This is a genomic window from Dickeya zeae NCPPB 2538, assembly GCF_000406165.1.
Taxonomy (GTDB): Bacteria; Pseudomonadota; Gammaproteobacteria; order Enterobacterales; family Enterobacteriaceae; genus Dickeya; species Dickeya zeae.
Genome location: NZ_CM001977.1, coordinates 667,442 through 692,039, shown reverse-complemented (window position 1 = coordinate 692,039; position 24,598 = coordinate 667,442). Strand labels below are relative to the sequence as shown.

Below are 24,598 nucleotides of genomic sequence, written 5' to 3'. Positions count from 1 at the left end.
GCATTTGGCACAGTGATGTGCAGCGCAATTAACTAATTCATAAAACAAGAAAATTATTCAGAAAAACAAGCAAACCATTCACAAAACAAACCAATAGCAAAACCAGGCGGACCATAAAAACGCCCCGTAGCGGGAAGCAAACGGGGCGTCAGGCTTATTCTTCTTCGTCGCTGTCTTCTTCTTCCAGCAGTGCCTGATAGCCAGCGGCATCAAGCAATTCGTTCAGTTCGGCTTCGTCAGAGGCTTTGATGCGGAACAACCAGCCTTCAGCGTAAGGCGCGCTGTTTACCAATTCCGGCGCACCTTCCAGCTCTTCGTTGATTTCCACGATTTCACCGCTGATCGGCGCGTAAATATCAGATGCCGCCTTGACGGATTCCGCAACCGCGCAGTCGTCGCCAGCATTCACCGTACTGCCGACTTCCGGCAGATCGACAAACACCATGTCACCCAGCAATTCCTGGGCATGCTCGGTGATACCTACGCTGTAAACGCCATTGCCTTCCGCCATCACCCACTCATGGGATGAGGTATATTTCAGTTCTGCCGGAACATTGCTCATTGCCACCTTCTCCTTCCATTAATGCCAAAAATTAAAACTGAACCAGCGCTTTGCCTGCGCGGACGAAATTCGGTTTGGTCACGTGCACCGGCATCTCACGATTGCGAATCTGCACGATTGCCTGCTCGCCGATACCGGCGGGCACACGGGCCAGCGCAATGCTGACGCCCAGCGTAGGCGAAAACGACCCGCTGGTGATCACCCCTTCCTGCATCACGCCATGATTATCGGTAAAGCGAACCGGCTGACCGTGACGCAGTACGCCTTTTTCCGTCATCACCAAACCGACCAACTGTTCAGTGCCTTCGGAACGCTGACGTTCAAGCGCATCACGGCCAATAAACTGACGGTCTTCCGGCTGCCAGGCAATAGTCCAGCCCATGTTGGCTGCCAGTGGAGAGATGGTTTCATCCATATCCTGACCGTACAGATTCATGCCCGCTTCCAGACGCAACGTGTCACGTGCACCCAGCCCACAGGGTTTTACGCCAACAGCCAGCAATTGTTGCCAGAAGTTGACCGCGAGTTCCTGCGGCAACGCAATTTCATAGCCTGCTTCGCCAGTATAGCCAGTGGTGGCGATAAAAAGGTCGCCAGCCTGCAAACCAAAGAAAGGTTTCATGCCCGCAATGATGTCACGCTGTGCATCACTGAGCAGGCTACGCACTTTCTCCTGTGCCTGCGGCCCTTGCACCGCAATCAGCGACAGGTCTTCGCGTTCGGTAATCGCAACCTGGAAGGAAGCGGCATGTTCGGTAATCCAGGCCAAATCTTTCTCGCGCGTGGCGGAGTTCACCACCAGCCGGAAATAGTCTTCGGTCTGGAAATACACGATTAAATCGTCAATCACGCCAGCAGACGGCGTCAGCATCGCGGTATAGAGCGCCTTGCCGGGCTGGGTCAGTTTGGCAACGTCATTCGCCAACAGGTAACGCAAAAATTCGCGGACACGGGCACCGCGCAAATCCACGATAGTCATGTGCGACACATCAAACATGCCAGCACTGCTGCGTACAATATGATGTTCATCCAACTGGGAGCCATAATGCAGCGGCATCATCCAGCCATGAAAATCCACCATTTTGGCGCCATCGGCCAGATGCTGTTCATATAACGGGGTGTGGTTTGCCATTCTTTTCTCTCTACGTTAGCCGTGCGTTGTGACGCCAGACCTCACGACGCAAACGTTTATCCTGCACCTGAACTTACCACTGAAGTCGGCGTTCCACCACTCCCATAACCATAAGTTTATCTATATAAAAAGATAAAACCCCAACCAATATACAAAACAGCCACAAAGCATATAATCCTGTTAATTTTTAATTAATTGAAATTAAAAACCAAAAACTAAAGTAAAATTGGCAACAGTCATTATTAAAAAATAGTTTTATGGTGTGATATCAAAACCAAAATCAGTCATTTAAATTAGATAAAGTAATGCGAAAAAACCCTAAAATTAGATTATTTCAGGCAATCGAGGTGCCCTCAATCATCACGTGCACAGGCTGATTTTGTGATCACCATCGTGGACATCTTCCCGCTAACGACAATGTGGAGCGGTTACTGGCAACCGCGAGAAGGCAACCCACCCCATCAGGTTTCACACTGACTGCATCGGCAGGCTCTCCATCCGGCAAAGGTTTGACTTGCATCAATCGAACGTGAGCTTTCGTTTCCCGGCTCGGTAGACAGAACTAGATTGATTATTAACCATCACCGACTACCAGCCGACGGCAAAAAAGGAGAGCTGGTCAGCCACAATATTTAAAAATCAATACATTAAGGGGCGTTCATTGTGACACAGAGAATGATTTTGAATGAAACATCCTACTTTGGCAGCGGCGCTATCCGCCACCTGACAGAAGAAGTACAGCGGCGTGGTTTTCGTAAAGCGCTGGTGGTCACGGATAAGGAACTGGTGAAGTACGGTGTAACCGGCAAAGTGACCGGGTTGCTGGATAAAGCTGGCCTGCCTTACGACCTTTACGATGACGTGATTCCCAATCCAACCATCGCCGTTGTTCGTCACGGGGTTGAGCGCTTTCAGGCATCAGGTGCGGATTATCTGATAGCCATTGGCGGCGGTTCCCCGCAGGACACCTGTAAGGCCATCGGTATTATCATTAATAACCCGGAATTTGCCGATGTGCGCAGTCTGGAAGGGGTCGCCGCGACCCGCAAACCCAGCGTACCGATCTTCGCCATTCCCACTACCTCGGGCACCGCCGCTGAAGTGACCATTAACTATGTCATCACCGATGAGGAGAAACGGCGTAAGTTCGTCTGCGTCGACCCACACGATATCCCGATAGTGTCGTTTATCGATGCAGACATGATGAGCAGTATGCCTGCCTCACTCAAAGCAGCCACTGGCATCGACGCACTGACCCACGCCATCGAAGGGTTTACTACCCAAGGGGCCTGGGAGTTAACCGACATGCTTCACCTGAAAGCCATCGAAATCATCAGCCGTTCGCTGCGTGATTCCGTCGCGGGGAAACTGCAAGGTGTGGAAGACATGGCATTGGGGCAATACATCGCCGGGATGGGGTTTTCTAACGTTGGTCTGGGGCTGGTACACGGCATGGCACACCCGCTGGGCGCGTTTTATGACACCCCGCATGGCGTCGCCAACGCCATTCTGCTGCCTCATATCATGGCCTGGAATGCGCCATACACCGGTGAGAAATTCCGTGCCATCGCGGTAGCGATGGGTGTACCCGGAGCAGACAGCATGCCGCTGCCCAAGGCGCGAGAAGCCGCGATTCAGGTGGTACGGCAACTGGCGCAGGACGTGGATATTCCGGCGCAATTGCGCCAGGTCGGCGTCAAAGAACAGGATATCCCAACGCTGGCGCAGGCCGCGTTTGATGATGTGTGCACTGGCGGCAACCCGCGGCCAGCCACAGTGAAGGAAATAGCAGCGTTATACCAGTCAATCTACTGAAAACATATCGACTGCCTGCTTACTCACAACACTGACCGCTCACTGATGAAAGTGATAACCGGTTCGTTGGTAAAAGCGACAGGGCATGATATAGAGGAGCGAGCGAAAAAATGCGCGTCCTGCCACTATCGGCAGCGTTCCCCACCGCATGGAACATAGAACACGGTGGGGCTTGCGAAGCCCCCTATTTTGGGGCTTCAGGACGCGAGGAGCATCATGAGCGAATTACACTCAAAAAGGCTGCAAATCCTGCAGCAGGTAGGATGAAAGAGCCTGAATGACTGACGATACGACGTCTTAAATCAGGTGGCTGATGTTGACGTTCTCCATCAGGTAATGGTTGTCGGAATAATCCACCGGGATGGCGATAACCGCCGGGCCATCCACGTCCATCGCCTGCCAGAGTTTCGGCACCAGTTCAGCCGCCGATTCCACGGCAAACCCTTTGGCACCGAAGGCTTCCGCATAGGCTTTGAAGTCGATGGGCCCGAACTTGACGCCGGAAGCACGGTGATACTTTTTCTCTTCCTGAATTTCCACCATGTTGTAGGCGTTATCCACCCAGATAATATGCAGGATGTTGGATTTCAGCCGTACCGCCGTTTCCAGTTCCATACTGGATTGCATGAAACCGCCATCCCCCGAGACTGACACCACCTTCTGACCAGGATTGACCAACGCGGCAGCAATCGCCCACGGCAATGCCACCCCCATGGTTTGTTGTCCATTCGTCATCAACACCTGACGGGCACGGAAGCTATAAAGATAGCGCGCCAGCCAGATATGGAAGCTGCCCATATCCACGCACAAGGTCACATCTTTATTGACCAGATCTTGCATGACCCGCACCAGCCGCAGCGGGTGAATGGCAAAGCCGTCCATGTTAATCGCGCGGGTTGCCAGTTGATGGCGCAACTGACGGCGCTCTTCCAAAATTGCCTGAGCTTTTGACGACAGCACAATCGGTGAGGCCAGTTGCTCATTGAGCATATCGATGGTGATGCTGATGTCACCCACCAGTTCCACATCCGGGCGGTAGGCACTTTCCACTTCAGCGGGTAACACATCAATGTGCACCAGCGTCGCCTTACCGGTATTCCACAGCGCCGGGGCATACTCCACCGGGCTGTATCCCACCGTCACGATAAGATCGGCCTGCTGTAACAGCTTGTCGCCAGCCTGATTATTAAACAGCCCAACCCGCCCGGCAAAATGGTCAAAGTGCTGTTGGTCGATCACCCCAGCCGCCTGATAAGTACTGGTGACCGGCAAGCCGCTGTGGTGCAGCAGACGGCGCAGCGCTTCAGCGTTCTTCGGTTGACTGGCCATCAGCCCCAGCAACAGGATCGGGTTCTTAGCATTCTTGATAAGCCCGGCCACCCGCTCGACATCGGCATACGGCGCACTGTTGAGGGTCGGCAACGTGGTTCGAGCCAGAACCGGGCTATCAACCGGTTCGTTAACAATGTCTTCCGGCAGGCTGATAAACGCCGCCCCCGGACGACCAAATTCGGCGGCGCGAAAGGCGTTGGCCATCACTTCTGAAATCGCCGACGACACGGTGATTTCCGCACTGTATTTGGTCACGGGCTGAAACAGGCTAACGGTATCCAGACTTTGGTGGGTCAGCTTCAGGCGATCGGCACGTTTTACCGCGCCTCCCAGCGCCACCATCGGGTCGCCTTCGGTTGTCGCGGTAGCCAGCCCGGTCACCAGATTCGAACAGCCAGGCCCCGATGTCACCAGCGTCACACCGGCTTTACCGGTCAGGCGACCGACAGCCGCCGCCATAAACGCGCCGTTGGCTTCATGCCTGACGGGAATGGTCTGAATGGGTGAGTCCACCAGTGAATCAAACACGCGATCGACTTTTGCACCAGGAATGCCGAAGACATAGTTGACGCCTTGTTGCTCAAGATGTTTTACGATCAGCTCCGCACCGCTCTTCCAGTGCTGTTGACCATCCATATTTTCCATAATGTTTATCCTCTGCATAACAGTGTGCTTGTGCTTTCAGTACCTACACCTATCCGATGTCTCAGCTCTCTACGGAGTGAATGACGCTATCGAGATCGTCAGGGGATAAATTGGCTTTCAGGAAATCCCGGTCACGGGGAAGGTCGATAACCAGCCTGGCGATGGAGCCAAAGGTCAGTACGCCCTCTTCCAATTGATAATCAAGGAGATGCCCACCACCTTTGCGATCGTCGGTGATGAAATGCTCATGATAACCAGCCACATTAATCCCCTGAACATAGGCAGGACTACGGAAACCGATCACGCTGCCCTGACAGTCTTCGAAACGAAACGTCGGTTGTTGGGCAATCGCTTCCAGCATCGGTTTATAAGGTCGTTCCTGGCGGGGTACCGTACGGGTTTCTGCATGGCTAAAACGGCCATCTATCCGCAGGGCACAAAACAGATTATCTGTTGCAATCAATTCATTAATGCGCTGATGAATCGCTTCGCGGCCGATGGTCTGTCCGAAATGAATTTGTTCCGTCGGCCGGAAAAAGGTCATTACCGCGAAGGGGGTTTTCTGGTACGGCAACGCCGCACGTGCGCTACCGTCTTCACGAAGCTGAAAGATGCGGCTATTGAGCGCCACCAGTTCACCATCAAGATCGTTAAACGTTCCTAATCCAAAATCGCCATGTTTAAGCAGCTCCTCCATGGTGGTGTGGCCTTCGTAAACCCCATTAATAAGGCCGCTCATTAATGAAGTCTGATAAATAACGCACTCTGGATGCTGTTCCTGATGATGAAGTGCAAAGCTGGCCAGTTCCCTGACACAGGGGTCGACACAGTTAACATCTTTCATATCCATTCCCTTCCGACGGTGATCAACTTAAATTTATTTAACCTTTCACTTGAATATTGACCGTCGTCACACCAAAGTTCCAATACAGAGAAGTGGCCAATTGGAGATCGAAAATATATGGAATTACGTTATCTGCGCTATTTTGTCGCAGTGGCCTCAACCCGGCATTTCACCCGTGCAGCGGAAAGCCTTGGCATATCACAACCGCCATTAAGTCAGCAGATTCAAAAGCTTGAGCGAGAAATCGGCACACCGCTGTTCAAGCGGCTAACCCGTGGCGTGGAAATGACGGAAGCAGGTGAAGCGCTGTATCAAGACGCCAACCATATTCTTGAACTGACCGATGCCGCCGTGGAAAGGGTGCGCAGCATCGCTCGTGGCGAGAGCGGCGTTATCAATGTCGGCTTTTCCTGTGCCGTGACTTTTCACCCAGCGGTGCTGACACTGCTGCGCCGCTATCGACAACACTACCCCAAAATACGGCTACAACCGCGGGAAGAGCACATCCATGAAATTCTGGAGAGCCTGCGTAACCGCACCATCGATATCGCGTTTGTACGCCTGCCAGACAACATCGGCGAAGAGTTTGAAGGTGAACTACTGGCTAACGAGCCGATGCGTCTGGTGCTGCCGGAAAACCACCCATTTAGCGATCAAGCGCGAATCAATCTTGGGCAGTTGCAGAATGAACCGCTGATTATTTTCCCACGTGAACTCTGCCCCAGCCTGCATGACCTGATTGTCCGCGCCTGTTATCTGTCGGGTTATCAGCCCAAAATCAATCCGCTGGCACCACACCTCACCGCCACCATCAGTATGGTGGCGTCCGGCTTTGGCGTGACCTTCGTCCCTGAATCGATGACCAGCATCCAGACCGGTAATGTGACCTACCACGATACCAACACCCCCCACCTCACCACGCAGATTGCCGTCATCTGGCGTAAACATGACCGCAGTGCCACGCTACTCAACATGTTACAGTTGGTACGCGACTATCTGCGGGCAGCGCCTGAATCTGCCTGACCTCACCACCTGCCGTCGCCAAACGGCAGGTCATAGAAAAATCACACGACATCGGTTGTATAGCGGGAAATCTGATATATGATATTGGTTATCATTATCAACAAGAGAATTCACCATGCTGACTGCCATGATCGCGGCGTGCGGGCTGTGGGGAATAAGCTGGTATTTTGGCAAACGTCTGTCCAGCGCCTGGGGCGTACTGCTACCGGCTGCGTTGATGCCATTACTGGCCCTGCCGGAACTGGATCAAACACACCTAAAATACATCTGTGCGCTGGCCATGCTGCTCACGGTGGGCATGTTGTTCCACCGGCGTATGCGCCACTACCTGCTGCTGCCTTCCTGCATTGCGCTGGCAGGTGGCCTGGCGGCGCTGTCGCTCACGCTCAAAGGATGGCCGCATTGGCCCTGAATCAGCATAACGGTCAGGCGCATGAGGAAATATAAGGGAAAAACGAACAGTAGTAGATGTAGTAGATATAGTTATGGGTGAGTATTGCTGTGTTGAAGCCAAAGAAAGATAAGGAGAGTGGTGCGAAGAGAGGGACTTGAACCCTCACGTCCTAAGGACACTAACACCTGAAGCTAGCGCGTCTACCAATTCCGCCACCTTCGCACTGTGTACTACGATTGCTTACTACAAGATTACTTACTGCGATGATACAACAAGATGCTGATTTGTATCCCAGTGGTGCGAAGAGAGGGACTTGAACCCTCACGTCCTGAGGACACTAACACCTGAAGCTAGCGCGTCTACCAATTCCGCCACCTTCGCAGGTACTGTGAAATACAAATCTGTGGTGAGTTTGGTGCGAAGAGAGGGACTTGAACCCTCACGTCCTAAGGACACTAACACCTGAAGCTAGCGCGTCTACCAATTCCGCCACCTTCGCAAACCAAGCAACATTACGTCACATAATGCCACCACGGAGGCGCATTCTAGAGATTTTCGCACCAACGTCAATCATTATTTCCTTAGCGTTACTGCGTTTGCTGTAAAAACCAGCATTCACCCAAACGGTGGCTGATGAAAGCATTGCGACAACCAGTCGATCACGGCCCGAATGCGCGGTGCCAGAAAACGCCCGGAAGGATACATCACATACAGCGGCATATCGGGCGGTGGCAACTGCGGCAGTATCTCAATCAATTCACCGCCAGCGAGCAACGACTCCAGGCCATAACGGGGAGCCTGAATAATCCCCATCCCGGCCTGACAGGCAGCGATATACGCATCCGCACCGCTTATCTCGACCAGACTGGGCAAGGTACGGGTAACGAGCTGCCCTTGCTGCATGAATTCCAGCGGATAACGCTGCAATGTGCGTAGCGAAAAATACCCGACCATGCGGTGTGTCGCCAGCGCCTCCAGCGAGTCAGGCACGCCGAACTCGGCACAATAGGCCGCCGAAGCACAGGTAACCTGCGGCAGCGACGGTAATGATCGCGCGACCAGTGAGTCATCGTCCACCTGCCAGGCACGTAATACGCAGTCCACGCCTTCTCGCAGCACATTAATCGCCGCATCATTGGCACTCAGCACCAGCGAAATCTGCGGGTAACGGCGGTAAAACGCAGGCAATGACGGGATCACCACCTGCCGGGCCAGCGAGTGCGGCATATCGATACGCACACGGCCGCTAGGCTGCTGGCGCTGATGGGAAAACAAGGCATCCGTCTCGTCGATCTCCGCCAGCAGTTGTACACAGCGCTGATAGTACAGCAGGCCTTCGTCCGTCACCTGCACCTGACGTGTAGTACGTTGCAGCAAGCGCACACCCAGCCTGACCTCCAACCGTTTCAGCGTCTGGCTGACGGTGGCGCGCGGCAATCCCAGCTTTTCCGCTGCCCGACTGAAGCTCTCTGCCTCCACGATACGCACGAAGACCCGCATGGCCTGAACCTGATCCATCCCCGGCTCCATTGTTTGTATTTTACAAACAGTGTTGCATAAAACTGCGAATTTATCTTTTTGATTGAAACAACCACACTGAGAAAACGCCGCTAACAACACGGAGCAAGAAATATGCAACAGCGAAAACTCGGCCCACAGGGGCCAACGGTATCCGCCCTCGGTCTCGGCTGTATGGGGATGAGTGATTTTTATTCCACCAGTCTGGATGAAAACGAGGCCATCGCCACCCTGCATCGGGCGCTGGAACTGGGTGTCACCCTGCTGGACACCGCCGACATGTACGGCCCCCACACCAATGAAATACTGGTAGGCAAAGCCATCAAGGGCAAACGGGATCAGGTGTTTCTGGCTACCAAATTCGGCATTTTGCGCGATCCGGCCAACCCGGCGTTGCGCGGTGTCTGTGGCCGACCTGAGTATATCCGTCAGGCCGTTGAGGGCAGCCTGACGCGTCTGGGTGTTGATGTTATCGATCTCTACTACCAGCACCGTATCGACCCGGCCGTGCCGATCGAAGAGAGCGTTGGCGCGCTGGCTGATTTGGTGAAAGCGGGCAAGATTCGTTATATCGGCCTGAGCGAGGCGTCTGCCGCCACGCTGGAGCGGGCACAGCGCGTGCATCCTATCACCGCACTACAAAGTGAATACTCCTTGTGGACGCGCGATGTGGAGGCAGAGATCCTCCCCACCTGTCGCCGTCTGGGTATCGGTTTTGTGCCTTACAGCCCATTGGGACGTGGCTTCCTGACCGGTGCCATCACGCGCCCGGATACCCTGGCCGCAGACGATTTTCGGCGCAGTAACCCGCGTTTTAGCGATGAGAATTTCGCTAGAAATCTACAACTGGTGGAAAAAATCACGCAAATGGCGCAGGAAAAAGCCGTCACGCCCTCACAATTGGCATTAGCCTGGGTGATGGCGCAAAACGAGCATATCGTGCCGATCCCCGGTACCAAACGTCGTCGCTATCTGGAAGAAAATATCGGTGCGCAGTCGATATCTCTGACACCACATGAACTCGATGAGATTAACGCTATCTTCCCGCCGCATGTCGCTGCTGGCGAGCGTTATGGACGAGAAGGGATGGCGACGATCGATAACGCCTGAGCATCAAGCCTGAAGGTCCGGCCAGAAAGCCGGGCCTTCAAGTGAATTGCGGGTTACTTTCGGGTGAATCAGCGGTTTTTATGGCGACGCAGCACGGCGCGGTACACGCGGAAACGGCCGGTCTGAGCCAGCACCTCATGACTGCCGAATGTCTCGTCCAACAGCGCCGGGTACGGCAGGAAGGCGTTGGCGACGATGCGCAGTTCACCTTCGATGTTCAGATGAGCGGCAGCACCGCGAATCATCATTTCCGCCGCATGCAGGCTGGTTTGCATGCCGTCGTGGAACGGTGGGTTTGAGAGAATCAGATCAAAGCGCCCTTGAATATCCGAGTAGGCATTACTGGCGATAACCTGGCCTTCCAGACCATTCGCCGCCAGCGTCGCCTGGCTGGCTTCCAGTGCCGCCGCGCTCACATCGCTCAGCGTCAGGCGAATTTTCGGCGATAACCGGGCAAACGATGCTGCCAGCACCCCAGCACCGCAGGCAAGATCCAACACTTTCCCTTTACGATGCGGTTCCAGCGTCGAGAGCAGCAACTGGCTGCCGCTATCCAGTCCCTCACGGCTGAATACCCCCGGCAATGTGCGTACCGGCACGCCATCCACATCATATTCCAGCCACCAGTCTTCCAGTGCAAACGCGGAAGCAGCATCCAGACGACCGTGGTACAGCCCGCAGCGACGCGCGCTGTCGATCTTATTGATAGCGGCGATCGGCTCCAAAATACCTTCAGCGCTGCGCACCCCACTACGGTTTTCGCCGACGACAAAAATCTCACAGCCGACCGGCAACAGCGAAAGCAGATTAGACAACTGGAACTGTGCTTCCTGTTTGCTCTTCGGCCAGTAGTAAATCAAGGTGTCACACCCGGCAACCATGTCCGCCTGCGCCAGCAGCGAAAAATGCACGTTGTCGCCCAATACAGGCTGCAACTGCTGCCAATGATGGTATTGCGTGGTGTGCACAGTAACGGCCGCCGCCTCAAAATGCGCAGGTAAGGTATCCTGCAAATCACCGGCAAACAGTACCCGGCGGGCAACAAATTCATCACTATGGCGCAATATCACTTCACTGGCGGGGGTTAATGCTGACATCAGGTCTGGCTCCTCAATAAACTGAGCGGGGATTATAGTGGTTTGTTGGCGCAGGTTCAGCGATTTGTTAGCATAGCGCCGCACAATCGTGCACCGCCATCGCCGGATACGACGATTGGCGACATCGGGCGCGGTTACCCACGGGCACTAATATCGCACGCAGAGTGAGTAAGGCATGACATCAAGACGGGACTGGCTGTTACAGCAACTGGGGATCACCCAGTGGACCTTGCGTCGTCCGTCGGTGCTGAAAGGCGAAATCGCCGTCAGCCTGCCGCCTGATGCCCGGCTGATTATCATCGCCGACCCACTGCCCGCCAGCGATGACCAGCTGTTACAGGATGTCTTGCGCAGCCTGAATCTCTCTTCGCAGCAGACGATAAGCCTGACGCCACGTCAGGCGCAGATGCTACCGGAACATACCCGCTGCCACAGTTGGTGGCTGGGTCAGCCAGTCACCGATGCGCTGGCATTGGATGGCGTGCAACTGACCAGCCCGTCTCTGGCCGAGCTCTCTCACAACGCCGGGGCGAAACGCGCCCTGTGGCAACAGATTTGTCACCATGAACATGATTTCCACCCTGACCACGGCTGACCTGCCGCAGGCGTTTGATATTGAATGCTTAAGCCACGCTTTTCCGTGGAGCGAAAAAACCTTCATCAGCAATCAGGGCGAGCGTTACCTCAACCTGAAACTGTGTCATGACCAGCAACTGGTGGCCTACGCCATCACTCAGGTGGTGCTGGATGAAGCCACGCTGTTCAATATTGCGGTTGACCCGGCGCACCAGCGCCACGGCTACGGGCGTCAGTTGCTGGAACACCTGATTACCGAGCTGGAGCAGCGTGGCATTGTAACGCTGTGGCTGGAAGTGCGCGCATCCAACGCCCGCGCCATCGCGCTGTATCAAAGTTTGGGATTCAACGAAGTCTCGGTACGGCGGGATTATTACCCAACCGCCAACGGCCGCGAAGACGCCATTATCATGGCGCTACCGCTGGGGTGATAAAACCCTTAAGAACAGGATGACGCTTTTCTGGCATCAAAAACTGCGCTGAGGTGGGCGACTTCGCCGGGTGAGCGACAGGACGTCGCGAAAGCCTGTGCCGCGCCTGGAGCGCGTCACAGGCGGCCCGAATCGCGAAGTCGAACGCCGAAGGTAGCGCGTAGCGCCGCAGTTTAGCCACTAGCCAGTGGTCAAGGAGAGGTGGCGCTTGCACCTCTCCTTGTCGTGCGTGCAATGAAGCAGCAAAGAAATTACACCGTTTATCCCGCACGAAATGACTCACTGACCGGACAAACATCACTATTCACAAACAACATAGCTGTTTGTCAACAGTCTCAAGCCTCGGCTTTATCACCCAGCAGTACCGACTCCAGCGCGATTTCGATCATCTCGTTGAAGGTGGTCTGGCGCTCGGCTGCGGTGGTCTGCTCGTGGGTACGGATATGGTCGGACACGGTGCAGATAGCCAGCGCTTTCGCGCCAAATTCCGCCGCCACGCCATAAATACCCGCTGCTTCCATTTCCACGCCCAGAATGCCGTATTTTTCCATCACGTCGAACATGTGCGGGTCCGGCGTGTAGAACAAATCAGCGGAGAACAGGTTGCCAACACGGGCGTTGATGCCGCGTGCTTTCGCCGCATCCACTGCATGACGCAGCAGATCAAAATCGGCAATCGCCGAGAAATCATGATCTTTAAAACGCATACGGTTCACTTTGGAATCAGTGCAGGCACCCATACCGATCACCACATCACGCAGTTTCACATCAGCGCGCACCGCACCGCAGGAGCCGACACGGATGATTTTCTTCACGCCGAATTCGGTTATCAGCTCTTTGGTGTAAATCGAGCAGGACGGGATGCCCATGCCGTGGCCCATCACGGAGATACGACGGCCTTTGTAAGTCCCGGTGAAGCCCAGCATGCCACGCACGTTGTTCACTTCCACCGCGTTTTCCAGAAAGGTTTCCGCGATGTACTTAGCGCGCAGCGGGTCACCCGGCATCAGTACCACGTCAGCGAAGTCACCCATTTCTGCATTGATATGTGGCGTAGCCATCCTTTTTCTTCCTTTTTAAATCCAGTGTGAATTCATGATGATGAAGTATAGCGTCGCGCGGTCAGCGCATCGACCTATCAACGCATCGATCTGTTAAAACAGCGGTGTACCGTAATCCATCGGCGACAGGCCGAAGTAGCGGGTAACCGTCTGGCCGATGTCGGCAAAGGTGGTGCGATGGCCGTAATCACCCGGCTTCACACCCGGCCCGTACATCAGCACCGGTACGTGCTCACGAGTGTGATCGGTACCTGGCCAGGTCGGGTCGCAGCCGTGGTCGGCCGTCAGAATCAGAATGTCATCACCTGTCACGCGAGCGAGCATCTCCGGCAGGCGGCGGTCAAACAGCTCCAGCGCGGCGGCATACCCTGCCACATCACGACGATGGCCGTAAGATGAGTCGAAATCCACAAAGTTGGTGAACACGATGGTGTTGTCACCCGCCTGCTCCATTTCGCTCAGCGTGGCGTCAAACAGCGCATCGATACCGGTGGCTTTGATCTTTTTGGTGATGCCGACGTTAGCGTAGATATCGGCGATTTTCCCTACCGATACCACCTGGCCGCCTTTTTCATCCACCAGCTTTTTCAGCATGGTCGGTGCTGGCGGTTCCACCGCCAGATCATGGCGATTGCCAGTACGCTGGAACTGGCCGACTTTATCACCGACAAACGGCCGGGCGATTACTCGACCAATGTTGTAACCGCCTTCGGTCAGTTCCTCACGGGCGATTTCACACAGTTCATACAGTTTATCCAGCCCGAAGGTCTCTTCATGGCAGGCAATCTGAAATACCGAATCCGCCGAGGTATAGAAAATCGGCTTGCCGGTTTTCATGTGTTCTTCGCCAAGCTGGTCAAGGATCACCGTACCGGAAGAGTGGCAGTTACCGAGATAGCCCGGCAACCCGGCGCGCTCCACCAGCCGGTCCAGCAGCGCCTGCGGGAAGCTGTTGTGTTCATCGAGGAAATAGCCCCAGTCGAACAACACCGGCACCCCGGCGATTTCCCAGTGGCCGGATGGCGTATCTTTACCCGAGGAGATTTCGCTGGCGTAGGCATACGCGCCGATGATATCCGCCTGTGCATCCAGCCCCGGCGGGAACTGCCCGGTGGAGCTTTGCGCCGCCTTGCCCAACCCTAAACGGCTCAGGTTCGGTAACCGCAGCGGCCCCTGCCGACCGGTATCGGCCTTGCCTTGTGCGCAGGCGTGTGCGATATGGCCCAGCGTATCTGAACCCGCGTCGCCAAACCGCTCGGCATCAGCAGTGCTGCCAATCCCAAACGAGTCGAGAACCATAATAAATGCACGTTTCATGTTGTTATCTCCTGCGTCGTGCGTAAGGGCACAGCGTGTACATAAAGTATAAATGCGCGTAGGGCAAAACGGCGACCAACGCTTAGATATCCGCGATATCCAGTCGGCGATAAATCAATGGGCAAGGCGCAGGTGCCTGAGAATCCAGACAGATTGCTTCACGCAACGCCTGTGCCGCCTGCTGCCAGTCCGATTCGGTTCTGGCATGGATAACCGCCAGCGGACGCTCGGCATCAACCCGATCACCCAGGCTGACCATGTCGCTCAACCCTACGCTGCTATCAATGATATCACTGGCCTGACGTCGTCCACCACCCAACGCCACCACAACCATACCCAACGCACGCGCATCCATCGCGCTGACAATCCCATCCCGTTCAGCAAACACGGGTTTACTTAACGTCGCCGGTTGCAGATAACGATCGTAATGCTCGACGAAATCCGCCGGGCCATGTTGAGCGGCCACCATACGGCCAAAGACCTCCGCCGCACGGCCACTGTCCAACGCACTCTGGAGTTTGGCCCGCGCCTCGGCGGCGTCACGCGCCAGATTGCCCGACAACAACATCGATTCACACAGCGCCATCGTCACTTCAAACAGGCGAGGATTACGCTGCTCGCCGGTCAGAAAACGCACCGCTTCGCGGACTTCCAACGCGTTACCCGCACTGGAAGCGAGCACCTGGTTCATGTCGGTTAACAGCGCACTGGTACGGCAACCGGCATTATTGGCCACACCAACAATCGCCTTCGCCAGTTGTTCAGACTGTTCATAGGTCGGCATAAACGCACCGGAACCGACCTTAACATCCATCACCAGCGCATCCAGCCCTTCCGCCAGCTTTTTCGCCAGAATGGAAGCAGTAATCAGCGGGATGGAATCCACGGTAGCGGTGATGTCGCGGGTGGCGTAAAAACGCTTGTCTGCCGGGGCCAGCGAACTGGTTTGCCCGATAATCGCTACCCCGACCTGACGGATAATCTGACGAAATACCTCGTCATCAGGGAAGATATCCAGCCCCGGAATGGACTCCAGTTTATCCAGCGTGCCACCGGTGTGACCCAATCCCCGGCCAGAGATCATCGGCACATAGCCGCCACAAGCCGCCACCATCGGCCCCAGCATCAGCGATGTCACATCGCCAACGCCACCGGTAGAGTGCTTGTCCACCAGCGGGCCATTCAGGTGTAAGCCGGACCAATCCAGCACGGTGCCGGAATCGCGCATCGCCAGCGTCAGCGCCACCCGTTCATCCATCGTCATATCGTGAAAGAAGATGGTCATCGCCAGTGCGGCGATCTGCCCCTCTGACACGGTGTTATCGCGCACGCCGTTAATAAAAAAGCGAATCTCTTCCGCACTGAGCGGATGGCCGTCCCGTTTTTTACGAATAATTTCCTGAATCAGAAACACGATAGCTTCTCCTGTCTGGTGCTGAGGTACGCCTGCGTCGCGCCGGTAGCACGAACCGCATCAGTAACTGCTGCGCGCCTGCCCGACGGCGTGGCCCAGTGTAGTCAGCAAGCTGTCGAGCAAACCGGACGCGCCGAAACGAAAATGACGGGCATCTGCCCAACCTTCGCCCATGATAGTGTCGGCCAGTTGCAGATAATCGGCGGCATCTTGTGCCGTACGCACGCCACCTGCCGGTTTAAACCCAACCTGCTCGCCAACGCCTTTATCACGAATGACACTCAACATTACCTCAGCCGAATGCAGCGTAGCGTTTACCGCGACTTTTCCGGTCGAGGTTTTGATGAAATCCGCACCGGCATCAATAGCTATCTCACTGGCTTCACGGATCAGTGCGTCGGTTTTCAGCTCGCCGGTTTCAATGATCACTTTCAGCAGCACACCGGCGGCCGCACAGGCCGCTTTACAGGCTTTCACCAGCTCGAAACCGACCTCACGGTTACCCGCCATCAACGCCCGATACGGGAACACCACGTCGACCTCGTCAGCACCATAAGCGATGGCCGCGTTGGTTTCCGCCAGCGCGATATCAATGTCGTCGTTACCGTGTGGGAAATTGGTCACGGTGGCGATACGAACATCCGGCGTGCCCTGCTCACGCAGCACCTTACGCGCCAGCGGTATAAAACGCGGGTAGATACAGATAGCAGCGGTTTTCCCCGCCGGGCTATTGGCCTGACGACACAGGGCCGTCACCTTTTCATCGGTGTCGTCATCATTCAGGGTAGTTAAATCCATCAATCCCAGCGCACGCTGCGCTGCTGCAGTTAAATCAGTCATACAAGGCTCCCGCTTATCGACCACACGGTCATCTCTCCGGCGAATACCGCTATTTCACCCGGAGATGACAACCCATTTTGTGGTTTTATTCACATAAAAAAGAAATTACACACACATAATTCACGATAGATGTGAATATTATCACAATAAAGCCCAACACATCGCGACGGATTGTGCCGTGCTATCACGGCAACGCTTATCCCCGCTAACGCGGGGAACACCTGGGCGGCTGGAAAAACACGCTGGAGCTGATCGGTTTATCCCCGCTGACGCGGGGAACACTGTAATAACGGCAGGCTGACCGAATCGATTTCCGGTTTATCCCCGCTGGCGCGGGGAACACATTAAACATGACGCTGGTAAATGGCGATTTAGCGGTTTATCCCCGCTGGCGCGGGGAACACGCGGTTATTGCTGCCAGCGCCGGTGCGCCGTACGGTTTATCCCCGCTGGCGCGGGGAACACCAGCACTGCTGCTATTAACGGTATCACGCAAACGGTTTATCCCCGCTGGCGCGGGGAACACCGTATCGGGCGCGGCAATGTCATAGCGCAACCCGGTTTATCCCCGCTGGCGCGGGGAACACCCATCAGACTCTAGCCGTCAGGCCCGAAACCGCGGTTTATCCCCGCTGGCGCGGGGAACACTCTAAAAGTATATACTTGTTTTCTAATGACTTTTAAAGCCTGAAAAATTCCACCAACTTTTTCACGTTATTAAAGAGCGCTAACCGATTGATAAATAAAGGTGGTGATTTTACTCACCCATATCCACCGATGATGCTTGTCAAACAGGCAGCCTTTATCGGCTTGTCACCGTAAAATAAGCGCTAAACCACGAAAAGGAAATGGCGTGAACAACAGTGAGACTATCTGGTTTGTCTATCTGCTGCGCACCGGCAGCGGGTGGCTTTATACCGGCATTACTACCGACGTCGACAGGCGTCTGGCAGAGCATCAGAATGGCAAAGGTGCGCGATCACTGCGCGGAAAAGGGCCGTTGACGCTGGTGTATCACTGTGTGGCGGGTGATCGCTCGACGGCGCTGAAGTGGGAATACCGCATCAAGCAACTGAGCAAACTGCAAAAAGAAAGGCTGGTGCAACACCAGCCTTCGACACTGACCGATTTTCTGCCGTGCGTTAAAAACGATTAAACGGTTCGGCGTACTCCACCAGGCCGCTGGCACCCTGAAAGTGGTTATCTGCCAGCGGATAGACCTGAAAATCCGACTCGTAACCCAGCCAGCGGCAATACAGTTGCTGCGCCGCCGCCGGTACAAAGCCGAAACGCGCGTAGTAACGTGGGTTGCCCAGCACCACCACTGCGGTGTAGCCGAACTCGTTAAGCGCATCCAGCCCCTCGTACACCAGCTTCTCGCCAATACCCTGACAGCGGTGGTTTTCGTCCACCGCCATCGGTGCCAGCGCGACCCACTGTAAATCTTCGCCGCCCAGCGTGACCGGGCTAAACGCGGCATAACCGATGACACCGCCCTCGTCGTCAGTCGCGACGATCCCCAGCGTCAGCTGGCCATCTTCACGCAACTGATGCACCAGCTCCGCCTCCGCACTGGTCGGGAACGAGCGCCGCAGTAAAGCATCAATCCCCGGTGCATCCACCGGAATCTCAACGCGAATCAACATGATACTGGCGCGTGCGGGCTAACCGGCTCCGCGCCCTCCTGTAAACCGGCTGCGACAAATCCCGCCAGTTGCAGCAATGCCACCCGCAACGGCGCAGGCATATTTTCCAGCTCGATAGCGTCCATCAGGTTTTTGACGTACAGCCCCAGCTCGGTATCGCCTTCAATACGCAGACGACGCTGGAAAAACAGCGTATCCGGGTCTTCCCGGCGAGCGGCGATCAAAATCAGATCGTTGGCATCGGCGCTAAAGCTGACATCCGCCAGCTCGTTATGGCTGATTTCCAGTCGGTTATCGCGCAGCGTAACAAACCACTGCAAACCGATATCACGGACTTCAACCCGTAACCAGCGACCCTCCAGAAAATCCAGCTCGCCTTCTTCCAATGCCTGACGGAACTGCCAACCCAGCAGTTGCTCCAGCACCCGGCGTTGCAGGAAGAAAGGCGTTAACGTTAACGGCTTACTCAGTAAACGTGGCCCCTGACGCACAATCTGCGCCCGTAATTTTTCCAACACTGGCGTACTCCTCATAAAGCAATGCTGCCTGACCGACATGGTCATTATTCTGCCATAGAACGGGAAACGGGCAGCAAGGGTCTACATCAATAAAAGTGCCGGAAGCGTTCTTTTAACGTCGTCTGGCGACACCCGCAGGAAAAGTCACACGATGGTGATGAAATAAATTTAGCGTGTTCTGCGCGAAATCACGACCGCAAAGCGCCAGCAATTCCCCGATATGCTGGTTTAAATCAAAGTTGCTGGCAGCCGGGTTCACTAAGATTCTGTCTCATTGCAAACCGGCCCGCTGCCTCAGGCCGTGATGAAAGGACGTAAGAATGGAACTGCTTTGCCCCGCCGGTAACCTGCCGGCATTGAAAGCCGCCATCGATCATGGCGCCGACGCGGTGTACATCGGGCTAAAAGACGACACCAATGCCCGCCACTTCGCCGGCCTCAATTTCAACGACAAAAAATTGCAGGATGCCAGCGACTACGTGCATCGCCACCGTCGCAAGCTGCATATAGCCATTAATACCTTCGCCCACCCGGATGGTTACCCACGCTGGCAGCGCGCGGTGGATACCGCCGTGCAAACCGCAGGGGCCGATGCGCTAATTCTGGCGGACCTGGCGATGCTGGAATATGCCGCCGAGCGTTATCCGTCGGTAGAGCGCCATGTGTCGGTGCAGGCCTCCGCCACCAACGAGGAAGCCATCCGCTTTTATCAGCGCCACTTTGATGTCGCCCGTGTTGTGCTGCCGCGCGTGCTGTCCATCCATCAGGTCAAACAGCTGTCGCGTACCAGCCCGGTGCCGCTGGAAGTGTTCGCCTTCGGTAGCCTGTGCATCATGGCCGAAGGGCGTTGTTACCTGTCGTCTTACCTGACCGGCGAATCCCCCAATACCGTGGGTGCCTGCTCCCCGGCACGCTTCGTGCGCTGGCAACAAACGAAAAACGGTATGGAATCGCGGCTGAATGACGTGTTAATCGACCGCTATCAGGACAATGAAAACGCCGGTTACCCGACGCTGTGTAAAGGCCGTTATCTGGTGGATGGACAGCGCTATCATGCGCTGGAAGAACCCACCAGTCTGAATACGCTGGAACTGCTGCCGGAATTGATGGCGGCGAATATCGCCTCGGTGAAAATCGAAGGCAGACAGCGCAGCCCGGCCTATGTCAGCCAGGTAACCCAGGTGTGGCGGCAGGCGATAGACCGCTGTAAAGCTGACCCGGCACATTTTACCCCCACCGCCGAGTGGATGGAGGCGCTGGGTGCCGTTGCCGAAGGTACGCAGACCACACTGGGCGCTTATCATCGCCAGTGGCAGTAGTCAGGAGACATCAATTACATGAAATATTCACTGGGCGCGCTGCTCTACTATTGGCCGAAAGCCGACATTGAAACCTTCTATCGTGCTGCGCTCGACAGCAGTGCCGACATCATCTATTTGGGTGAAACCGTGTGCAGCAAACGCCGGGGAATGAAAGTCGGCGACTGGCTCACACTGGCGCGTGAAGTCGCTGCCAGCGGTAAACAGGTGGTGATGTCCACGCTGGCGTTGCTACAAGCGCCTTCCGAATTGAACGAACTGAAAAAGTACGTGGAGAACGGCGAGTTTTTGCTGGAAGCCAACGATCTTGGTGCGGTCAATATGGCGGCAGAACGTAACCTGCCGTTTGTAGCCGGTCATGCACTGAACTGTTATAACGCTTACACTCTGCGGTTGCTGCACAAACAAGGCATGATGCGCTGGTGCATGCCGGTCGAGCTGTCGCGTGACTGGCTGCAAAACCTGCTCAATCAATGTGACGAGCTGGGTTTTCGCCATCAGTTTGAAGTCGAGGTGATGAGTTACGGCCATCTGCCGCTGGCCTATTCCGCCCGCTGTTTTACCGCCCGTTCGGAAAACCGCCCCAAAGACGAATGCGAAACTTGCTGCATCCAGTATCCACAAGGACGCCAGATGTTGTCGCAGGAAAATCAACAGGTATTCGTACTTAACGGCATCCAGACGCAGAGCGGCTACTGCTATAACCTCGGTAACGATCTGGCTTCTATGGAAGGGCTGGTGGATATCGTGCGTCTGTCACCTCAAGGGCTGGACACACTGGCGATTATCGACCGTTTCCGCGCTAACCAGCACGGTGAACAACCGCTGACGCTGGAAAATCAGCAGGATTGCAACGGCTACTGGCGACGCGTCGCCGGACTGGAACTGGTCAGTTAACACCAATGTCAAGGCGATGCGCACGCATCGTCCGTTGCCATTTGTTAAGATAGCGTAACATCTTATCTGTGTTTATTTGGGCTGATGCGTCAGCCCCTCAACCTGACGAGTGACGCTTATGACCGCTACCGTTCCTTTCTCGCTACTCGATCTGGCTCCCATCCCGCAGGGCAATACCGCCCGTGATGCGTTCCACCATTCTCTGGATTTGGCGCAACATGCGGAAAAGTGGGGGTATCAGCGCTATTGGCTGGCGGAACACCACAACATGACCGGTATCGCCAGCGCGGCCACCTCGGTGTTGATCGGTTACCTTGCCGCAGGAACACAGCACATCCGGCTGGGTTCCGGTGGTGTGATGCTGCCCAATCATGCACCGCTGGTGATAGCCGAACAGTTCGGCACGCTCGAATCGCTCTATCCTGGCCGTATTGAACTCGGTCTGGGGCGTGCACCGGGTACCGATCACCGCACCATGCAGGCGTTACGCCGCCACCTGAATGCCGACATTGATGATTTTCCCCACGACGTGCAGGAACTTCAACGCTACTTCGCCCCAGCTCATCCGGGCCAACCCGTGCAGGCAGTACCGGGACAAGGGCTGAACATTCCCATCTGGCTATTAGGTTCCAGCCTGTACAGCGCCCAGTTAGCGGCCTCAATGGGGTTACCGTTTGCCTTCGCCGCCCATTTTGCACCGGATATGCTGTTACAGGCCTTGCAGCTTTATCGTGACACTTTCCGCCCTTCGGCCCAACTGGAAAAACCGTACGCGATGGTGTGCGTGAATGTTGTCGCCGCCGATAGCGACCGTGACGCCCGTTTCCTGTTTACGTCATTACAGCAGCAGTTTATCAACCTGCGGCGTGGTACGCCGGGACCGCTGCCCGCACCGGTAGCGTCGATGGAAACACACTGGTCCGCTGCCGAGCAATTTGCTGTTGAGCAGACATTGCGGCTGGCTATCGTGGGTGATACCGCTAAAGTGCGTCGCGGCCTGCAAACCTTGCTGCGGGAAACCCAGGCGGACGAGCTGATGATCAACGGCCAAATCTTCGATCATCAGGCACGGCTGCGCTCCTTTGAGCTGGTCGCGCAACTGCAACCGGATATGGTGCGGGAAGCACGCATCCAGTAACCGTCAGATTGATGCCATAAAAAAACCAGCCCGAAGGCTGGTTTTTCACATCAATCACTGAGGTTATCAGCAACGGATATTATCAGGCATCGTTGAAACGACGCGGTGCACGCTGACTATCGCGGTTACCGTTACCACGACGCTCGCCGCCTTCACGACGTTCACCGTTAAACGGACGGCCACGACCGCCACCGGTACGATCGCCAAATCCACGGGCACCACGTTCGCCACGCTCACCACCATCACGGCGCTCACGGCGTTCATGCGGCTGAGCCTCACCCATCAGTTGCATATTCATCGGCTTGTTCAGAATACGCGTACGGGTAAAGTGCGACAGCAGGTCTCCCGGCATACCTTTCGGCAGCTCGATAGTGGAGTGCGAAGCAAACAGTTTGATGTTACCGATGTAACGGCTGCTGATATCGCCTTCGTTAGCAATCGCGCCTACGATATGACGTACTTCTACGCCATCGTCACGGCCCACTTCGATCCGGTACAGATCCATTTCACCGACGTCACGACGTTCACGACGAGCCGGGCGTTCATCACCACGCGGAGCACGATCGTTGCGCTCACCACGGCGTTCGAAACGCTCATCACGATCGCGGAATTCGCGACGCGGACGGCGCTCAACCACCGGATCCGGCGGCAGAATCAGCGGACGTTCACCCTGCGCCATCTTCAACAGTGCGGCGGCCAGTGTTTCGATATCCAGCTCTTCCTGCGGTTGCAGTTTGCCAAGCAGCGCACGGTACATGTCCAGATCGCTGCTTTCCAGTTGCTGCTGCACTTTGGCGGCGAATTTCGCCAGACGGCGCTGACCAAGCAGTTCGGCGTTCGGCAATTCAACTTCCGGGATCGTCAGCTTCATGATGCGTTCGATATTACGCAGCAGGCGACGCTCGCGGTTTTCCACGAACAACAGCGCACGACCAGCACGACCGGCACGGCCAGTACGGCCGATACGGTGTACGTAGGATTCGGAATCCATCGGGATATCGTAGTTCACCACCAGGCTGATACGATCAACATCCAGACCACGTGCAGCAACGTCAGTCGCAATCAGGATATCCAGACGACCGTCTTTCAGACGCTCCAGCGTTTGCTCACGCAGCGCCTGATTCATGTCACCGTTCAGCGCGGCGCTGTTATAGCCACTGCGCTCCAGCGCTTCGGCCACTTCCAGCGTAGCGTTTTTGGTACGCACGAAAATGATCGCGGCATCAAAGTCTTCGGCTTCCAGGAAACGGATCAGCGCTTCGTTTTTACGCATGCCATATACCGTCCAGTAGCTCTGGCTGATATCCGGACGCGTGGTCACGCTGGACTGAATACGCACTTCCTGCGGATCATTCATAAAGCGACGAGTAATACGGCGAATCGCTTCCGGCATAGTAGCGGAGAACAACGCCGTCTGATGCTCAGCCGGGATCTGCGCCATGATGTTTTCTACATCTTCGATGAAGCCCATGCGCAGCATTTCGTCGGCTTCGTCCAGCACCAAACCACTCAGGTTGGACAGGTCCAGCGTACCGCGTTTCAGGTGATCCAGCAGACGTCCCGGCGTACCGACAACCACCTGCGGCCCCTGACGCAACGCACGCAACTGCACGTCATAACGCTGGCCACCATACAGTGCGACCACATTGACGCCCTGCATGTGTTTGGAAAATTCGTTACAGGCTTCTGCAACCTGCACCGCCAGTTCACGGGTCGGTGCCAGCACCAGCAACTGCGGTGCTTTCAGATCAGCCTTGATATTGTTCAGCAGCGGCAGGGAAAATGCCGCGGTCTTGCCGCTCCCGGTCTGCGCCATACCCAGTACGTCGCGCCCGTTGAGCAGATGAGGAATACATTCCGCCTGAATCGGGGACGGTTTTTCATACCCCATCTCAGACAGTGCATTCAGAATAGGAGCAGACAGCCCCAAGCTAGCAAAAGAGGTTTCAAACTCTGCCATGTAAACTTT

General features: G+C 55.5%; 23 protein-coding genes, 3 tRNA genes and 1 CRISPR repeat array. Of the genes, 10 read left to right on the top strand and 16 right to left on the bottom strand.

Features of this window, described 5'->3' with window-relative positions:
• Positions 1-154 precede the first annotated feature (154 nt).
• Both gcvH and gcvT read right to left on the bottom strand, forming a co-directional pair.
• On the bottom strand, positions 155-562 hold the full coding sequence (gene gcvH, locus DZE2538_RS03180) for a glycine cleavage system protein GcvH (RefSeq protein WP_012771094.1): 408 nt from the start codon (positions 560-562) through the stop codon (positions 155-157).
• A 31-nt stretch (positions 563-593) separates the two neighbouring features.
• The gene (gene gcvT / locus DZE2538_RS03175; RefSeq protein ID WP_038913157.1) at positions 594-1,694 is read right to left on the bottom strand and encodes a glycine cleavage system aminomethyltransferase GcvT; all 1,101 of its coding nucleotides are present in this window, start codon (positions 1,692-1,694) and stop codon (positions 594-596) included.
• 663 nt (positions 1,695-2,357) lie between these two features.
• Here gcvT and fucO point away from each other — a divergent pair.
• Positions 2,358-3,509 (top strand): lactaldehyde reductase, encoded by a 1,152-nt coding sequence (gene fucO / locus DZE2538_RS03170; protein WP_152486114.1) that lies wholly within the window; start codon positions 2,358-2,360, stop codon positions 3,507-3,509.
• Between the two features lie 297 nt (positions 3,510-3,806).
• On the opposite strand, the gene alsS is transcribed toward fucO, so the two are convergent.
• Positions 3,807-5,486 (bottom strand): acetolactate synthase AlsS, encoded by a 1,680-nt coding sequence (gene alsS / locus DZE2538_RS03165; RefSeq protein WP_038915564.1) that lies wholly within the window; start codon positions 5,484-5,486, stop codon positions 3,807-3,809.
• Between the two features lie 61 nt (positions 5,487-5,547).
• Positions 5,548-6,336, bottom strand: a complete 789-nt coding sequence (gene budA, locus DZE2538_RS03160) for an acetolactate decarboxylase (protein WP_012883363.1) — start codon at positions 6,334-6,336, stop codon at positions 5,548-5,550.
• Positions 6,337-6,447: 111 nt separating this feature from the next.
• Between budA and DZE2538_RS03155 the strand changes: the two genes are divergently transcribed.
• A complete protein-coding gene (locus DZE2538_RS03155) occupies positions 6,448-7,353 on the top strand; it encodes a LysR family transcriptional regulator (protein ID WP_019846253.1) in 906 nt (301 codons plus the stop codon).
• Between the two features lie 115 nt (positions 7,354-7,468).
• On the top strand, positions 7,469-7,765 hold the full coding sequence (locus DZE2538_RS03150; protein WP_019846252.1) for a DUF1435 domain-containing protein: 297 nt from the start codon (positions 7,469-7,471) through the stop codon (positions 7,763-7,765).
• Positions 7,766-7,883: 118 nt separating this feature from the next.
• Here the strand turns inward: DZE2538_RS03150 and DZE2538_RS03145 are convergent.
• From DZE2538_RS03145 to DZE2538_RS03130, 4 genes are all read right to left on the bottom strand, one after another.
• A tRNA-Leu gene (locus tag DZE2538_RS03145) sits at positions 7,884-7,969 on the bottom strand.
• Positions 7,970-8,042: 73 nt separating this feature from the next.
• Positions 8,043-8,128 (bottom strand) — tRNA-Leu (locus tag DZE2538_RS03140).
• A 32-nt stretch (positions 8,129-8,160) separates the two neighbouring features.
• Positions 8,161-8,246, bottom strand: a tRNA-Leu gene (locus tag DZE2538_RS03135).
• A 116-nt stretch (positions 8,247-8,362) separates the two neighbouring features.
• Entirely contained in the window at positions 8,363-9,265 is a 903-nt protein-coding gene (locus tag DZE2538_RS03130) for a LysR family transcriptional regulator (RefSeq protein WP_019846251.1), read from the bottom strand.
• A gap of 114 nt (positions 9,266-9,379) precedes the next feature.
• Between DZE2538_RS03130 and DZE2538_RS03125 the strand changes: the two genes are divergently transcribed.
• Positions 9,380-10,375 (top strand): aldo/keto reductase, encoded by a 996-nt coding sequence (locus DZE2538_RS03125; protein WP_038915563.1) that lies wholly within the window; start codon positions 9,380-9,382, stop codon positions 10,373-10,375.
• Positions 10,376-10,443: 68 nt separating this feature from the next.
• Here the strand turns inward: DZE2538_RS03125 and rsmC are convergent, their stop codons facing one another.
• Positions 10,444-11,472, bottom strand: a complete 1,029-nt coding sequence (rsmC, locus tag DZE2538_RS03120) for a 16S rRNA (guanine(1207)-N(2))-methyltransferase RsmC (protein WP_038915562.1) — start codon at positions 11,470-11,472, stop codon at positions 10,444-10,446.
• A gap of 175 nt (positions 11,473-11,647) precedes the next feature.
• On the opposite strand from rsmC, the gene DZE2538_RS03115 reads away from it, so the two are divergent.
• Both DZE2538_RS03115 and rimI read left to right on the top strand, forming a co-directional pair.
• Complete coding sequence (locus tag DZE2538_RS03115) at positions 11,648-12,067, top strand: DNA polymerase III subunit psi (RefSeq protein ID WP_038915561.1); 420 nt, start codon at positions 11,648-11,650, stop codon at positions 12,065-12,067.
• Positions 12,036-12,479, top strand: a complete 444-nt coding sequence (gene rimI, locus DZE2538_RS03110; RefSeq protein WP_016943562.1) for a ribosomal protein S18-alanine N-acetyltransferase — start codon at positions 12,036-12,038, stop codon at positions 12,477-12,479. The genes DZE2538_RS03115 and rimI overlap by 32 nt, the downstream gene beginning before the upstream one ends.
• Before the next feature lie 335 nt (positions 12,480-12,814).
• Here rimI and deoD read toward each other — a convergent pair whose 3' ends face one another.
• From deoD to deoC, 4 genes are all read right to left on the bottom strand, one after another.
• A complete protein-coding gene (gene deoD, locus DZE2538_RS03105) occupies positions 12,815-13,540 on the bottom strand; it encodes a purine-nucleoside phosphorylase (RefSeq protein ID WP_012883356.1) in 726 nt (241 codons plus the stop codon).
• A gap of 93 nt (positions 13,541-13,633) precedes the next feature.
• Complete coding sequence (gene deoB, locus DZE2538_RS03100; RefSeq protein WP_038915560.1) at positions 13,634-14,857, bottom strand: phosphopentomutase; 1,224 nt, start codon at positions 14,855-14,857, stop codon at positions 13,634-13,636.
• 82 nt (positions 14,858-14,939) lie between these two features.
• Positions 14,940-16,271 (bottom strand): thymidine phosphorylase, encoded by a 1,332-nt coding sequence (gene deoA, locus DZE2538_RS03095; RefSeq protein ID WP_019846246.1) that lies wholly within the window; start codon positions 16,269-16,271, stop codon positions 14,940-14,942.
• A gap of 60 nt (positions 16,272-16,331) precedes the next feature.
• Positions 16,332-17,111: a deoxyribose-phosphate aldolase gene (gene deoC, locus DZE2538_RS03090; RefSeq protein WP_038915559.1), complete on the bottom strand. Its 780-nt coding sequence runs from the start codon at positions 17,109-17,111 to the stop codon at positions 16,332-16,334.
• Positions 17,112-17,303: 192 nt separating this feature from the next.
• Positions 17,304-17,759: direct repeats of the CRISPR family, unit length 29 nt; unit sequence CGGTTTATCCCCGCTGGCGCGGGGAACAC.
• A gap of 205 nt (positions 17,760-17,964) precedes the next feature.
• On the opposite strand from deoC, the gene DZE2538_RS03085 reads away from it, so the two are divergent.
• Complete coding sequence (locus DZE2538_RS03085; RefSeq protein ID WP_023638905.1) at positions 17,965-18,267, top strand: GIY-YIG nuclease family protein; 303 nt, start codon at positions 17,965-17,967, stop codon at positions 18,265-18,267.
• Here DZE2538_RS03085 and DZE2538_RS03080 read toward each other — a convergent pair.
• Together DZE2538_RS03080 and ubiT are read right to left on the bottom strand one after the other, a co-directional pair.
• Positions 18,254-18,757: a GNAT family N-acetyltransferase gene (locus tag DZE2538_RS03080; RefSeq protein WP_012883351.1), complete on the bottom strand. Its 504-nt coding sequence runs from the start codon at positions 18,755-18,757 to the stop codon at positions 18,254-18,256. The genes DZE2538_RS03085 and DZE2538_RS03080 overlap by 14 nt on opposite strands.
• Positions 18,751-19,275, bottom strand: a complete 525-nt coding sequence (gene ubiT / locus DZE2538_RS03075; RefSeq protein WP_012883350.1) for a ubiquinone anaerobic biosynthesis accessory factor UbiT — start codon at positions 19,273-19,275, stop codon at positions 18,751-18,753. The genes DZE2538_RS03080 and ubiT overlap by 7 nt, the downstream gene beginning before the upstream one ends.
• A gap of 320 nt (positions 19,276-19,595) precedes the next feature.
• Here ubiT and ubiU point away from each other — a divergent pair, with 320 nt between their 5' ends.
• From ubiU to DZE2538_RS03060, 3 genes are all read left to right on the top strand, one after another.
• On the top strand, positions 19,596-20,594 hold the full coding sequence (gene ubiU, locus DZE2538_RS03070; protein ID WP_012883349.1) for a ubiquinone anaerobic biosynthesis protein UbiU: 999 nt from the start codon (positions 19,596-19,598) through the stop codon (positions 20,592-20,594).
• 18 nt (positions 20,595-20,612) lie between these two features.
• On the top strand, positions 20,613-21,491 hold the full coding sequence (locus DZE2538_RS03065; protein ID WP_038915558.1) for a U32 family peptidase: 879 nt from the start codon (positions 20,613-20,615) through the stop codon (positions 21,489-21,491).
• Positions 21,492-21,609: 118 nt separating this feature from the next.
• A complete protein-coding gene (locus DZE2538_RS03060; RefSeq protein ID WP_038915556.1) occupies positions 21,610-22,629 on the top strand; it encodes a luciferase-like monooxygenase in 1,020 nt (339 codons plus the stop codon).
• A gap of 82 nt (positions 22,630-22,711) precedes the next feature.
• Here the strand turns inward: DZE2538_RS03060 and DZE2538_RS03055 are convergent, their stop codons facing one another.
• Positions 22,712-24,589: a DEAD/DEAH family ATP-dependent RNA helicase gene (locus tag DZE2538_RS03055; protein ID WP_023638902.1), complete on the bottom strand. Its 1,878-nt coding sequence runs from the start codon at positions 24,587-24,589 to the stop codon at positions 22,712-22,714.
• Positions 24,590-24,598: the final 9 nt, after the last annotated feature.